The 14517-nt window shown below is 63.7% G+C and carries 11 protein-coding genes; 3 read left to right on the top strand and 8 right to left on the bottom strand.

Going from position 1 to position 14517, the window contains the following annotated elements; genetic code table 11:
* From ACLL97_RS16040 to ACLL97_RS16055, 4 genes are all read right to left on the bottom strand, one after another.
* Positions 1-1419, bottom strand: a 1419-nt coding sequence (locus ACLL97_RS16040; RefSeq protein WP_411281486.1) for an SWIM zinc finger domain-containing protein, incomplete at its 3' end; no start/stop codon positions are given.
* A gap of 37 nt (positions 1420-1456) precedes the next feature.
* Positions 1457-3805, bottom strand: a complete 2349-nt coding sequence (locus ACLL97_RS16045; RefSeq protein ID WP_411281487.1) for a Tex family protein — start codon at positions 3803-3805, stop codon at positions 1457-1459.
* A 56-nt stretch (positions 3806-3861) separates the two neighbouring features.
* Positions 3862-4293, bottom strand: coding sequence for a hypothetical protein (locus tag ACLL97_RS16050; RefSeq protein WP_411281488.1), 432 nt, complete (start codon positions 4291-4293; stop codon positions 3862-3864).
* Positions 4294-4357: 64 nt separating this feature from the next.
* Entirely contained in the window at positions 4358-5323 is a 966-nt protein-coding gene (locus tag ACLL97_RS16055; protein WP_411281489.1) for a hypothetical protein, read from the bottom strand.
* A gap of 109 nt (positions 5324-5432) precedes the next feature.
* Here ACLL97_RS16055 and ACLL97_RS16060 point away from each other — a divergent pair, with 109 nt between their 5' ends.
* Together ACLL97_RS16060 and ACLL97_RS16065 are read left to right on the top strand one after the other, a co-directional pair.
* Positions 5433-6800: an MFS transporter gene (locus ACLL97_RS16060; protein WP_411281490.1), complete on the top strand. Its 1368-nt coding sequence runs from the start codon at positions 5433-5435 to the stop codon at positions 6798-6800.
* A gap of 51 nt (positions 6801-6851) precedes the next feature.
* The gene (locus ACLL97_RS16065) at positions 6852-8252 is read left to right on the top strand and encodes a 1-acyl-sn-glycerol-3-phosphate acyltransferase (protein WP_411281491.1); all 1401 of its coding nucleotides are present in this window, start codon (positions 6852-6854) and stop codon (positions 8250-8252) included.
* 170 nt (positions 8253-8422) lie between these two features.
* Here the strand turns inward: ACLL97_RS16065 and ACLL97_RS16070 are convergent, their stop codons facing one another.
* The 4 genes from ACLL97_RS16070 to ACLL97_RS16085 form a co-directional block, all read right to left on the bottom strand.
* The gene (locus ACLL97_RS16070) at positions 8423-8599 is read right to left on the bottom strand and encodes a hypothetical protein (RefSeq protein WP_411281492.1); all 177 of its coding nucleotides are present in this window, start codon (positions 8597-8599) and stop codon (positions 8423-8425) included.
* Positions 8600-8839: 240 nt separating this feature from the next.
* Positions 8840-9229 (bottom strand): type IV pilin protein, encoded by a 390-nt coding sequence (locus ACLL97_RS16075; protein ID WP_411281493.1) that lies wholly within the window; start codon positions 9227-9229, stop codon positions 8840-8842.
* A 255-nt stretch (positions 9230-9484) separates the two neighbouring features.
* Positions 9485-12481: a DNA polymerase I gene (polA, locus tag ACLL97_RS16080; protein ID WP_411281494.1), complete on the bottom strand. Its 2997-nt coding sequence runs from the start codon at positions 12479-12481 to the stop codon at positions 9485-9487.
* Positions 12478-13860 (bottom strand): GWxTD domain-containing protein, encoded by a 1383-nt coding sequence (locus ACLL97_RS16085; protein ID WP_411281495.1) that lies wholly within the window; start codon positions 13858-13860, stop codon positions 12478-12480. Before ACLL97_RS16085 ends, polA begins: the two co-directional genes overlap by 4 nt.
* 189 nt (positions 13861-14049) lie before the next feature.
* Between ACLL97_RS16085 and ACLL97_RS16090 the strand changes: the two genes are divergently transcribed.
* Positions 14050-14517, top strand: a 468-nt coding sequence (locus ACLL97_RS16090; RefSeq protein WP_411281496.1) for a serine/threonine-protein kinase, incomplete at its 3' end; no start/stop codon positions are given.

Genomic DNA, 14517 nt, shown 5'->3' on the forward strand with positions numbered 1-14517 from the left:
GTGCGGCTGTACCACGAGCGACATACGGCTTTCGGCGTACGAATACATCTCCTGCGCGCCAAGCGCCCGCAGCCGTGTCATCGCGTTACGCTCGGCCGCCGCGCGACGACGATACAACGTGCGCGTCTTCCGGTCGAAGCAGGTGGACGCCGTCGTCGCTGCGTCCACAAACTCCGAACCGTAGCGGAAGCGCAGCGTGAGCCACGAGGGCGACGTGCGCCAGGAGCCCGCCCCACTGGTTACGCGCACCATCGGAACCGGTGCGACATCACTCTCGATGTGCATCTCACCGGCCGGCAACGAAAGACGCGGCATGTTGGGTAGCGCATGGTACTCCGCCAAGAACGCCGACGGATCATCGCCCAATTCGAACTCGCCCGCCGTCCACAACTTCTGTACCAGAGGCCACACCTGATCGCTGTCGAGACGCGTCAGCGATTCGCCGAAGAGCACGAGTCCAGACTCGTGAATCCAGTTCGCCTCGCTGAGCGGGCGCACCGTGTCATCGCGCAGCAGCTCGCCTTCCAACTGGTACTGGTCGGGCGTTGGCCGATCGAGGCGCATGGCGACCTGCCATGGCGTACCGTCATCCCATGAGATCATGCGCGAGTCGAGCGACGGGCGATTACTGCGCAACCGTGCGCGGCCCGTGTCGCAGATCATGCGCAACGTGGTGCGATACGCCCGTGGACGCACGATGAATCCACCCGTTGGCATCGTGGCGATGCCCTGCGCGTCGGAGCTACCCAGAAGCATTTCGGCGATCTGACGATCGATCGGATCGGGGGCATTGCACCACGCGTCGATGGAGTACTGAAAATGCTTCGGTACTTCCCACGCGCTATCGCGATCGCGGCGCTGCGTCGTGATCTCCACCCGCACGCCGCGGTGCTGTGCGCTCTCGGTGAGATGCACGAGATACACGATACGCCGATCGGCGGGGAGTGATGTGGCGCGATTGGTGAGACGCGTTTCGGTGAACACCGAGCGCTGACGGCCGCTCGTATCGCGCAACGCGGTCTGCCACTCGGGCGGCGGTCCCGACTTCACGTCGTCCGCGCGTGGCTGCGGCTTCATCACCGCCAGTGCATGCCGCTCGAAGGTGACCTGCGGTTCGGACGATGATGACGCGGCGGTGTCAAGCAACGGCGCGAGTGTGCCCTGGGCATCGAGCACACGCAGTAGTGCCCATAGATGCTTGCAGGCGCCATGCTCCTGCCCGTGCGGACAGGTACAACCGAGATGCAGCCGCCCTGGTCGCGGACGCAGGAACACCCCATATGGACGGGTGCCCTGCACGACGCCGGTGGCCGCCCCGGCGTCGACGTGCTCGAGGGTGAGCACGAAGGGATCGATGTACGCTTCCCCGCGTTCGCGGATAACCGGAGGGAAGCACTGCTCGAGCAAGACGGGAATCATGACCAGCGAAGTCTAACCACCACGACACGAACGGCTGCTACTTAAAACGAATTCCGTTGGGGGCAACAGCACCCTTGGTCGGCACGAAGGGCTTCGCCGCCGGCGTGTGACTTGGCATCGGCCGCGCCGGACCACGGTTGTTGGACGTCACATCGCGTCGGGTCCCACCCTCGCCCCGCTCGCCGCCACCCTGCGGCTTACCAGACCCGCTGCCACCATCGCTGCGCATGCTGAGCGCAATTCGGCCACGGGCCAGGTCGATCGCCTGCACCGTCACCTTCACCTTCTGCCCGACCTTCACCGCATCATTGGGATCCTTGATGTAGCGATCGGCCAGCTGGCTTACATGCACCAATCCATCTTGGTGTACGCCGATGTCCACGAAGGCACCAAACGCCACGATATTGGTGACCACGCCCTCGAGCACCATGCCCGGCAGCAGATCAGACGGCTTCTGAATGTCCTCCCGAAACGCGGGCGGCTCAAACGCGGCACGCGGATCGCGGCCCGGCTTCCTGAGCTCCGCCACAATGTCCCGCAGCGTGGGCATACCGACATCGTCGCTCACGTACTTCGTCAGCTCGATGGAATCGACCAACGACTCGTTGCCAACCAACAAGCTCACATCGGCCTTCAGATCCTTGGCCATGCGCTCCACGAGGGCGTACCGCTCGGGGTGGACCGCGCTCGAATCGAGCGGATGCACGCCACCACGCACACGCAGGAAGCCGGCCGCCTGTTCAAACGCTTTCGCGCCGAGACGCGGGACGTCCTTGAGGTCGGCACGCGACGTGAGACGGCCCCGCTGATCGCGCAACGACACGATCGCCTGCGCGAGTCCGGGACCGATGCCCGCCACGTAGCCCAATAGCGCCGCCGAGGCCGTGTTCACTTCGACACCCACTCGGTTCACGCAGCTTTCCACGATGTCGTCGAGACGCTGTTTGAGACGCGACTGATTCACGTCGTGCTGGTACTGGCCGACGCCGATGCTCTTGGGATCGATCTTGACCAGTTCGGCTAGGGGATCCTGCAGGCGACGGGCGATCGAGACTGCCCCACGCAACGACACATCGAGTTCGGGAAACTCGGCGCGCGCGAGATCGGACGCCGAATACACCGACGCACCGGCTTCATTTACCACGACCACCTGAGGACGCTCACCGCCGGCCGGCGGATCGAGTTCGCGCATCGCGGCCTTGGTGAGATTCTCAGTCTCTCGGCTGGCCGTCCCGTTGCCGATCGCGATGAGCTCCGGCGTAAACCGCTGCAGCAGCAGGCGAATCGCGCCCGCAAAGCGGTCTTCTTGATGCAGATACAAGGTATCGGTGTGCACCAATGCACCCGTGGCGCTGACTACAGCCACTTTCACCCCGCTGCGGAAACCCGGGTCGAGACCGACGACGCGCTTCTCGCCGGCTGGCGACGACAGTAGCAACTGTTCAAGATTGCGACCGAAGATCGTGATCGCTTCGTCGTCGGCGCGCGTCTTGAGCTCAACGCGTAATTCCACTTCGATTGCTGGCGACAGCAAGCGCTTGTACGCATCGGCAGCCACCAGTGTGAGCTGCTGCGACGCTTGGCGATGGCCGATCACTTCGCGCGCCATCCGCGCGTGGATCTCTTCGACCGGCGCTTCCACACGCCACATCAACTCGCCTTCCGTCTCGCCGCGACGGATCGCCAGCATACGATGACTCGGAATGGTGCCCAGCGATTCTGAATAGTCGAAGTAATCCTTGAACTTCGATTCGTCGCTCGCCTTGCCTGTCATCACGCTGCTCTTTACGACACCCTTGGCGCGTGTGATCTCGCGCACCCAACCACGAATGAGGGCATCTTCTGCCACCTGTTCCGACAGAATGTCACGGGCGCCCTGCAGTGCAGCCTCCACGGTCGGCACTTCCGACGGCTTGCCCTCGACGTCTGGCAGCACATGTGCTGCTGCAGCGGACAGCGCTGCGCCATCATCGAGCGAGCCGGTCCAGAGCCCTTCCGCCAAGGGCGCCAGTCCCCGTTCACGCGCAATCATGGCACGCGTGCGACGCTTGGGCTTGAATGGAAGATAGAGATCTTCGAGCGCCTGCTTGGTATCGGCCGAGCGAATGGCGGCCTTGAGCGTCTCGTCGAGCTTGCCCTGTTCGTCGATGCTCTTCAACACCGCGGCACGGCGATCCTCGAGTTCATTCAGATACTCCGCGCGCTCACGCACATCGCGCAGCTGCACCTCATCGAGACCACCTGTCATTTCCTTACGGTAGCGCGCGACGAACGGGAGGGTGGCACCCTCGGCGAAGAGGGCGAGCGTGCGCTGAACCTGTTGCGGATTCAGCGAGAGTTCCGTCGCGACACGCGCGACGATGGCGGGAGCAATCGTTTCGGTCATGTTCGCGGATTCTATGTGTCAGGCCAACCGAATTCCACGCCTTGCATTTTTGGCCCTCACTGCGCATCAGCGCTGTCCGCCAGCTGTGCTTCAAGCACTTCGGCACCGAGCCGTTCACTCTTGATGCCGACGCGAAGGCGCCCATAGATGCTCATGTACTGATTCGCAACCCACACAACCGCGAACCAGGCGAGGATCACGCCCCGCCAGTCGGGCACGAGAAAGCGCCAGTCGGTCATCCAGAGCGCGAGGAGCGCCACGTAATGACTGAAGCAGTACTCGCACGTGAACAGATAAAAGAATTTTCGCGCCACCAGCGTTGTCGCCTGCTCGCTGCGCCGCGCGCAAACGTCGCGCGCCTCGCGGAACACTTCTTCGTGGGTCACGGTCCACGCCGCGCACGCTACGGGGATCGCCAGCAAGAACAGCCAGGCCGTCTGCGTGCCCAACGACGGCAGCGTCGCCGCGACCAGTGAGGAGAAGATCATTCCCGACTCTCGCGCAAAAGCGAGGCCGAGCTGCCGACCTCAGCGCGCCACGTCCCTGACAACGTCAGTTGCATCCGGCGACAGCGCTCTCCCAAAGCACGCGCCACCCTCGCTTCCCGCGCGACAGCACCGCGGCGCCCAGTGCCACGCCATCGTCGCGACCGAACAGCAAGCGCACATCGGGCACCCCGACATTCCGAAACGCGAGCAACGGTTCGGCCACCACGAGCTCTTCCTCATGTCCGGACGCGCGTTCGTGCCACGCCACGGTCCACAGCTTCGTATTGTCGCCGATCGCATCAACGACCATAACCAGACGTTCTTCCTTCGGATCGTCTTCCTGGTTCACGCGGCGGGCCAACGTCGCCACGACGAACGCCGTGTCGAGCCCGCGCGTGCGCCAGGCCCGCAACACCACGAACGGCAGGCCGCGAAACGTGCTGCTGGTATCGTCTGCCAACCCCGACGCCAAGCGGGTGAGATCGGTGGCCAACCGGGCCGAATCGCGCGGAGCGAGCCCCTCGATCGAGTCGAGCAGGATCGCGGAAATCCGTCCCATCACAAAAGCGGCGGTCCACGGCGCCACTGTCACGCCAGCATCGGCCGCCAGACGCGCCACCGGCCACGCCGTGCACCCATCGTCCACGCGCGGCGCGCCTTCAACGGAAAGCCGCGCCATCCCTACCTTGCCGCTTCGGGAAAACAGCTCGATCCGTCCGTCGGCCGACGCGGCGCCGACGCCGGCGGTGTCACCAACCGTCAGCTCAGTGGCGTCAGGACGAAGCAGCGAGCCCGACATCAGTCCGCCGTCTACCGTGGGCAGCACGACGAACGGACCGGCACCCGAGTCCCAACCGCTGCTGGATACGGTCGTGGCGACGCTGTCCGCGCCGCCGCGGCCGCCCGAGGTCGACGCGGAATCGAGGTTCGAGGCCGACGGTCGGCTCTCGCACGCGATAGCCGTGAGCAACGCCACCGTGCCGGCAACGACGCGCACGGTGCGAATGGTGACACGGAGAGGGCTAGGCATGGAAAGTCCGGGATACGTCATGCAGCGTACTGGACAGCGTGGGTGTGTGCACGGACTATAATCTGCCGCATGATGACGCCCATTACGAGACTCCTGACCAAGACTGCTCATGGCTGACACCCGCACGGGATCCCGGAAAGGCTTGTTGAACGCACTCGGACTGCATCGACCCGAGCTGCGTGCCTGGGCACTGTACGACTGGGCCGTGTCCTCCATGCAGACCGTAATCACGACGGCGGTGTTCCCGATCTATTTCATCCAGGTCGCCGGTGCAAATCGTACACCTGAAGCCGCCACCCAGTCGCTGGGCTACGCCAATACCGTGGCCGCGATCGTCATCGCGTTGCTGGCACCGATTCTCGGGGCCGTAGCCGACTTCAAGGCCGCCAAGAAGCGTTTCCTGTTCGCGTTCATGCTGATCGGCGTCGTCGCCACCGCTGGCATGTTCTTCATCGACGGCGGAGAACTGCTCTTCGCCTCCGCGTTGTTCGTGCTGTCGATTGCCGGCGCCACCGGCAGCATGACGTTTTACGAAGCGCTGCTGCCGCACATCGCGACCCCGGACGAAATTGATCGGGTGTCTACCGCGGCGTATGCCATCGGCTACATCGGTGGCGGACTATTGTTGGCCATCAATCTGGCGTGGATCAGCAATCCGGGACTGCTGGGACTGCCCAGTGGAGCGGGGATCACTGCCGATCAGGCCACGCTTCCGTCGCGTCTCGCCTTCGTGTCGGTTGGTCTATGGTGGTTGCTCTTTTCGATTCCCGTGTTGCGCACAGTACCGGAACCGCCGCGTACCGTGGAGTCCGACGAAGGCTCCACCGCCAACCCATTTGTCGTCGCCGTCGCGCGCCTGGGCGAAACGCTTCGTGAAATGCGTCACTTCAAACAGGCGTTTCTCACGATGCTGGCGTTCACGATCTACAACGACGGCATTCAGACCATCATCAAGATGGCGACGGCCTTCGGCACCGAGATCGGCATCGAACGGCCCGCACTGATCAAAGCGATCCTGCTCGTGCAATTCGTCGGCATTCCATTCGCCTTCGCCTTCGGCGCACTGGCCGGAAAACTCGGCGCGAAACTATCGATCTTCCTCGGACTCGTGGTCTACACAGGCATCTGCATCTACGCCTACGGGATTCACACGGAACGCGAGTTCTACGTCCTCGCCGTGCTCGTTGGGCTCGTGCAGGGCGGCACGCAGGCGCTCAGCCGCTCGCTGTTCGCCAGCATGGTACCGAAGCACAAGAGCGGTGAGTTCTTCGGTTTCTACTCCGTGTTCGAAAAGTTCGGCGGTATTCTGGGTCCGCTGGTGTTCGCGATTGCGATCGGTCAGACGGGCAGCAGCCGTGGTGCCATACTGTGGGTGATCGCCTTCTTTGTGATCGGCGGCGCGATTTTGGCCACGGTGAACGTGACGGAGGGCGAACGCGCCGCGCGCGAAGCTGACGTCAATGTCCGCACGGTGTAATGCGCGGCCGGCGCGCGACAACTTCGGTACCGATTTTGTGATGTACCGTTGATGCTCTACGAGTTGCTCAAACCGGTCGTCGGGGTCGCGTTGCATTGGTACTATCGCTCGATCCTCATCGAGGGGATCGAGCGTGTGCCGACGGTCGGTCCGGTAGTTCTCGCGGTCAATCATCCCAACGCACTGGTGGATGCGTTGGTCGTGGGATACGCCGTCCCTCGACGGGTGCGTTTCACCGCCAAGGCGACGATTTTCGCTCATCCGCTCGCCGCGAAGTTTCTGCACACCGTCGGCGTTGTGCCGCTGCGACGGGCCAGCGACGAACGCGCGGCGGGCACACCGACTACCACCGACGCCGCAGCCAGCACAGAGCCGAACGCGGAGCGGAACGCGGAGCGGAACGCGGCATCGTTCGAAGCCGTCGCGCACGCGCTCGCCGAACAGGGCGCGATCGTGATCTTCCCCGAGGGTAAAAGTCACGACCTGCCACAACTCGCGCCGCTCCGCACCGGGTTGGCCCGCATGACGATGCAGGCGTATCAGCTACATGGCGTGCGCGGGGTCCGTATCGTGCCGATCGGCCTCCTCTTCGAGCGCAAGGAAGCACCGCGCTCGCGTGTGCTGATTCAGGTCGGCGAACCGATTCAGGTAGACCCACTGCTGGAGGCCGGCGTGTCGGTTGCCACCCTCACAGAACTGGTTGCCGCGCGCCTTGCCGCCGTGACGTTGAATTTCGACTCCCCCGACGACGCCGAGCGCTTGCAGCGGGTGGGCGGAACGCTGAGTGCTTTGCTCGAGCCGACGTCGTCGGTGGCGGAAGGCACGCCGGCACTGGGACGCGTGCTCGACCTGCTGCGGCGGCTCGACCGCGTGCACAGCGAATTACGCGCCCGCGACGACGCGGCGTTGCAGGCCCGACTCGATGCTTTCGAAGCGCGGGTGCGTGCGTTCCGTGCGCGCCTCGACGAACGGGGCATCGATCCACACGACGTCGCGATCAGCGCCCAGGCCTCAGCGGGTATGCGCTTCGCGCTTCGCGAGGCGCTGCTCGCGATGATCGCGGCACCGATCGGGCTCTGGGGTCGGCTCACGCACTTCGTCCCCATCCAGCTCGCTCGCCGACTGGCCCTGCGAAATGTCCACGCGCTCGACGAACCGGCCATGCGCACCTTGGTGGTCGGTGCACTCCTGGTACTGGCCGCCTACATCATGCAAACGGCCTTGGTGGCGTCCGTAGCGAGCGGGTGGTGGGCGCTCGCCTTCTTCCTCACCTTGGTGCCCTCGGCCAGCGGCGACCTGCAATACGGCGACCGCACCCGACGCGCCCGTGATCGGGCCCGCGCCTACTTCGCGTTCCGACGCGATCCGGGTCTTCAAGCCAAACTGCTCGCGGAAGCCGACGCCATTCGACAGGACGCCTTCGCGCTGGAGCGACTGGCGGCGGAGCGCTGACTTGCACGGGGTTGCTCTTCGCGATCTTCGCGGCCTTCGCGTGAACCGCGGTGCTTTCGGCTCGCGCGGCGCCCTCGGACAGCCAGCGGGTTGACGCGAAGGTCGCGAAGAACTGCTACAGCCAACCCCATCCGTGTTCGGGCTTTAACGCCAGTCACACCGAACCCAGCTCAGTCGCTCAGCAACCGCTCGTCCAACGGCGGATACACAGGACCGCCCAAGTCCCAGTGCCAGGCGTCGCGACGCTCGGCGGTGCGCGGATCGCGCAGCGGCTTGTACTGCAGACGGGTCGCCGGTATCCCCACCGCGTCGCCGTACTGGAGGAGACGCGTGCGGTCCGTGCTCACGAAATGCACCATAGAGCGACCCAGCCAGACGTGCCGGTGTAACCACAGCCCGCCGTCCATCGCAAACATCATCCCCACTCGACGTTTCCTGAACTCCCTCGCGCCGGACGCGAAGGTGACGTCGCGCAGACGGGCGGCTCGCCGCTCTGGGTCAGGGTCCGTCGCGATGGAATACTCGAAAACGTCCAAAGAGACTCTTCTGCTGCTGTTGTGCGTCGTTAGAGGCGCATTACTGAAACACTACTGGCAGTGAATAACGCCTTCCGTCGTGGCCGGCGCAACCGGTGCCGCCTGACCGTAGAACACCGCGCAGGTGAGCGGGAACGCCGCCGGGTGCGTAGATGTGGCCGACCAACCGCGACCGTCGGCTTCCACAATGTTGATCGTCACGCCGTTTGTACTGCTGAAGCTCAGCGCGCCCATGTTGCTGGCGTACGTCTCATTGTAATAAAAATAGTCTTCCTGCATCGACGCGATGTTTTTCAGGTCGCTCTTCAGCGACGCGGCGTAGGCCTTCCCCTTGGTGTTCTGAAACTTGGGAATGGCCAGCGCCGCCAGAATGCCGATAATAACCACCACAATTAATAGCTCGATCAGTGTGAATCCCTGACGGGAACGGAACGGTCGCATGTGGCTTCCTCGGGGTCGGCCCGAGACCACGCGGTCCGGGCTCAGGCATTGGGGGCGGGATGACAGATCCCCGCGATACCCTTTTGTTAAGCAACCCGGGTGCCGCACTTCGCCAGCGCGACTAAACCATTGCCAAATATTGCTTTAGATCAACTTCACCGAGGGCAGACGACGGGGAAGAGTGTCGCAGCGCCCACGAGTTCATGCAAAGTGCAACACTGACGCATTCGCGAAACGAGGCAAGTAACAGCGCCGTCACGACTTGGCAGTCACCCAGTCGTCGCCAACGCCCATCTCCACCAGCAACGGCACATCGAGCACCGCCGCGGACTCCATCTCCCGTTTCACCAGTGTCGACAGTGCCGCCTGTTCAGCGCTCGGCAACTCGAAGATCAATTCGTCATGCACCTGCAGCAGCATCCGCGAGGCGAGCCCCTCCGCCGCCAGCGACCGGTGCACCCGAATCATGGCAATCTTGATCAGGTCGGCCGCCGACCCTTGAATCGGCGCGTTGGCCGCCACCCGCTCGCCAAAGGCGCGCATGTTGTGGTTGCGCTCCTTGAGCTCGGGGATGTAGCGACGACGATGGAACAGCGTTTCCACATACCCCTTCGCCTTGGCCTCGACCACACACCGTTCGAGAAACGCCTTCACGCCGGCGAACCGCTCGAAATACGTGTCGATGAAGGCCTTGGCTTCAGCGTGTGGAATCTTGAGCTGACGCGACAGCGCGTGGGCGCCCTGCCCGTAGATCGTGGCGAAGTTGATCGTCTTCGCCCGCGCCCGCATCTCGCCGGTTACATCGGCCAGCGCCACGCCGAAAATGATCGCCGCCGTCTGCCGGTGAATGTCACCACCCGCCTTGAACGCCGACACGAAGGCCGGATCGCCCGACAAATGCGCCAGCAGCCGTAGTTCGATCTGTGAATAGTCTGCGCTCAGCAATCGCCACCCCGCACGCGGCACGAAGCCACGACGGATCTCACGCCCGAGTTCACGCCGGTTCGGAATGTTCTGCAGGTTCGGATCGGTGGACGACAACCGACCCGTCGCCGCGACCGTCTGATTGAACGATGTGTGCAACCGGTGATCGCGAGGATGCACCAGTTTCGGCAACGCATCGATGTAGGTGCCCTCCAGCTTGAAGATCTCGCGATACTCCATCAGCAACGTCGGCAGCGTGTGACCCTCTTCCGCCAACTCCTGCAACACGCTCGCATCCGTGCTCGGCCCGGTGGCCGTCCGCTTCTTCACTGGCAGTCCGAGCTTGTCGAACAGAATCACGCGCAGCTGCGGATTGGAATTGATGTTGAACTCCTGACCGGCTTCCCCATAAATCAACCGCTCGACACGCTCACGTTCACTCTTGAATCGCGTTTTCAACGAAGCGAACCACTGCAGGTCGATGGCGATGCCGTCCCACTCCATGTCGGCCAGCACTTCGACCAGCGGCACCTCCACGTTACCGAACAGCGCCGACATGCCGTGACTACCAAGCATCGGTTCGAGCCGTGCGCGCAATCGCATCGTGACGTCGACGTCTTCGCACGAGTAATCGCGCGCGGCGTCCACCGGCACCACATCGAACGGCAATTGATGGCGCCCCTTCCCACACAACTGCTCGTACGCCGTCATCGTGTGACCGAGAAACTCGAGCGCGAGCAGGTCGAGTCCGTGGGAACGACGCCCGGGATCGAGCACATAGCTGGCCAGCATGGTGTCGAATTCCAGACCAGCCAACCGCACGCCGGCACCACGCAACACGAGGACATCGTACTTCGCATTCTGCGCGAGCTTCTTCACGCTCGCGTCTTCGAGCATTGCGCGTAGCGGCGCCATCGCGTCACTGCCGAACGGCGGCAAATTCACCGGCGGCTCCACCCCAGCGTTCAACCGTCGACCGGCGATGCCCGCGTCACCCGACAACAGCGCAAGATTGCCGCCGCCGTCGTCATGGCGATGGGAGAAGGGCAGATAGTACGCCTCGCCCGGCGCGACCGCGATCGACAAGCCCACCAACGTCGCGCGCATGGCGTCGATCGTATCCGGTGCGCCCGGATCCGGCACCGTTTCCGTATCGAATGCGATGAAGGGCACCTCGCGCACACGGGTCAACAACGACTCGAGCGCCGGCACCGTGTCCACCGTGACGTACCGCGCGTCGGCCAGCACCGGAACGCCGCTCGAGCTCATCGTCATCGGTAGCGCGATCGGACGACTCGCGTGCGACAGCGACGTGACGGACCCGTGGGACGTCATCGCCCACCCGGTCTCGGCCAACCCGGTCTCCGCCAACCCGGTCTCGGCCAACCCGGTCTCGGCCACCGCGATCTCCGTCGGCGCGCCGCCGCCAAGCTCTTTCAACAACGACGTGAATTCGAGCTCGAGATAGAGATGACGCAGTTCCTGCGTATCTGGCGCGCTGATCTGCAGCGTCGATGGATCGAGAGCGATCGGCACGTCCTGATGAATCGTGACGAGCTGCTTCGACAAGCGCGCTTCCGCTTCCTGAGCCAGCAACGCTTCGCGCGGCCGCTTCTTCGTGATCTCATGCACGTGCGCGAGAATGTCCTCCAGCGCGCCGAACTGAGCGATCAGCTCTTGCGCGCCTTTCTCACCGATGCCCTTCACGCCAGGTACGTTGTCCGATGAATCACCCACCAGCGCGAGATAATCGATGACACGATCGGGCGGCACACCAAGCCGATCATTGGCGTTCTCGACACCGACCCACTGCTCTTCCACACTGGCCGGACCGCCACGACCGGGATTGAGCAACCAGACGCCAGGACGCACGAGCTGCTGGAAGTCCTTGTCGCCCGACACGATCACCACGTTGTAGCCGGCCTCGACGCCTTTCCTGGCGAGTGTGCCGATCACGTCGTCGGCCTCGAAACCGGGCACCGCCAGCACGGGAATGCTGTACGCCGCGAGCAGCTGGTTGATGCGCTCGAGGCCTCGATCAAAGTCGGCCTGCAGTTCGTCCGTCAGTTTCTCGCGCGTAGCCTTGTAGTCGGGATACAAATCATCGCGGAACGTCGCGCCGGAATCGTGCACCCAGCCCAGCAACTCCGGTCGGTGCGTAACCAACAGGCGCTTGAGGAAGGTCGCAATTCCCCAAGCCGCCGACGTGTTTTCTCCGTGTCTTGTGGTTAACGGACGCGTCATCAGCGCGAAGAACGCGCGGTAGATCAGGGCATAGCCATCGATTAGGAAGAGACGCGGTGCAGTGGGACGTTGGACGTCGGTCACTGCCGCGACGCCATGCGTCGACGGATCGCGTTATCGAGTTCAGCCCGCCCCTGCGTGGACAGGCGCCAACGCCCGAATCCGGTCTGATCGACGAACACGATCTGCACGCGGAGCTCGCGATATTCCCAGATCTGCTGACGCACGCGTGCGTTCGGATCGGTCATGCCGGTATCCACGATGTTGTCGGGATCGCCGAGGGCGACGAAGGCCGTTCCGCGATCGCTCTGCCATCCCACCGGACCATCATCGCGGAAGCGGACATTGGCCAGACGGATCCGCCCGAAATAGTCGCGCAGTCCTTCATGTTCGGCCGTGCCGGTAATCGGATCGGTGGCCTTGAGAAACGCCGCCCATGCCTCGGGGCGCTGCGCCGGTGTGGCATCGCGCAGCGTCTTGAGGCGGTCCGCCGTCGTGAAGTAACGCAGGTAGGTGAACATCTCGTCAAACGAGGCGATCGGCAGATCGTCGCCGAGGCTCACCAGCACGCGCGCGCGCGCGGTGTCGGCGCGGCCGGGAACGCTCACCAGCAGCGTGTTGATGCCGATGCCCATCTTGGCAACCGGCACGCCGTACGTGGTGCTGTGTCCGTCGCCACGAGCCGGTAGCGCGATATCGGTGTCGAACAGGCGGATGTCGCCCTCACCAATGATGCGCACATGCGCGCGGGTCGGCGCCGCCGACCCTACCGCGTCAAGGTAAAGCGGAAGCACCGAATCCTGTCCGAACACGACCGTGGCGCGAGGACGGGCCAGGATGCGCGGGAGCGAATCGGCCGTTGCCCGCGGAATCGCTTCGTACACCGGAAGTGGAGAGCCGAGCATGTCGGGCGACAACCTCGGTACCTCGAGTTGCACTTCTTCCGTGGCGTTGCGGATGCTCGATTCATCCTTGATGCTGAGGGCCACGCTGTAGCGACCCGGCGCCAGCTTCAGGAATTGCTGCCAGATGATGCTTTCATCGGTGCGCGACGTTTCGCGGAACGTCGGCACGAGCACCTTCTCGGTGGCCTCGATCAGCTTCACCACTGTCGTGCCCTGTCGCACCTCGAGACGGGCCACATAACTCGCTGCGTAACGTTCTCCCTGCCGCGTGAAGCCGAGCACGCGCGACGGCAGACTGAGTGCAACGAGGGTGAGCGTGCTGTCGGGCGTGGGAGATCGCAGGAACGATACCGACGACACGAACGGAATCGAGCCGGTACCGGCGATAAGCCCCATGGTGCGATACAACCGCTGCATGTCGGCCGGTGAGCCCGGGACAACGCCAGCGCCGGCCGCCCCACCAGATCCCGGTGCGGTAACGGATGAGCCCGGTCCGACGGCAGGTCGGCGACCGGAGCACGCCGCGAGCATGGCCAGCGTGGACGTGGCGAGCGCCACGGAGCGAATTTGAAGAGGCAAGGTGCGTGGGTTCACGAAACGCATAGGACCGTCCGTGCAGGCACAGGGTGCCCACCGTGGTTGCAGATCACCCGCTAAAGCCGTGCCGATCATACGAATTGGTCACGGATTGCACTTTATATCCGGAAACTTCTTGCTGGTACCGCTGGTCTGCGTTACGTTCGCCCCGTGGCCATAGAGACGCTAGTCGGAACGACGTTGGCCGGCTATACGGTGCGGGGAAAAGTCGGCGAGGGCGGTACGTCTACCGTGTTTCGTGCCGATCATGCTACGCATGGTACAGTCGCCCTCAAGGTGCTGCGCGAGAAGCTGCAGCATGATAAGACTGCTGTCGCGCGATTCCTGCGCGAGGCGCAGTTTGGCGCACGAGTAGAACACCCCAACATCGTACGCACCCTAGACTACGGGCAATCCGACAGCGAGCGCTATTACCTCGCCATCGAATGGGCCGGGGGAGCGATCCTCGATAAGTACGCGGAAACGTCGGGGCCGCTTTCGTCGAAGGACGTCGCCCAGATTCTCTCGCAGATCTGCAGCGCCGTGCAGGCAGCGCACGACGTGGGGATTGTGCACCGTGATCTGAAGCCGGAAAACGTCATGTACGATCCGGCCACGCGTCAGGTGAAACTGCTCGAC

Source organism: Gemmatimonas sp. (genome assembly GCF_046594945.1).
In the GTDB taxonomy this organism is placed as follows: Bacteria; Gemmatimonadota; Gemmatimonadetes; order Gemmatimonadales; family Gemmatimonadaceae; genus Gemmatimonas.

What these genes read in the sequence shown, in the direction of transcription:
- ACLL97_RS16050 (WP_411281488.1), bottom strand. Translation starts at nt 4,293, where the DNA reads ATGATCTTCTCCTCACTGGTCGCGGCGACGCTGCCGTCGTTGGGCACG.
- ACLL97_RS16075 (WP_411281493.1), bottom strand. Translation starts at nt 9,229, where the DNA reads ATGCGACCGTTCCGTTCCCGTCAGGGATTCACACTGATCGAGCTATTA.
- ACLL97_RS16055 (WP_411281489.1), bottom strand. Translation starts at nt 5,323, where the DNA reads ATGCCTAGCCCTCTCCGTGTCACCATTCGCACCGTGCGCGTCGTTGCC.
- ACLL97_RS16045 (WP_411281487.1), bottom strand. Translation starts at nt 3,805, where the DNA reads ATGACCGAAACGATTGCTCCCGCCATCGTCGCGCGTGTCGCGACGGAA.
- ACLL97_RS16065 (WP_411281491.1), top strand. Translation starts at nt 6,852, where the DNA reads ATGCTCTACGAGTTGCTCAAACCGGTCGTCGGGGTCGCGTTGCATTGG.
- ACLL97_RS16060 (WP_411281490.1), top strand. Translation starts at nt 5,433, where the DNA reads ATGGCTGACACCCGCACGGGATCCCGGAAAGGCTTGTTGAACGCACTC.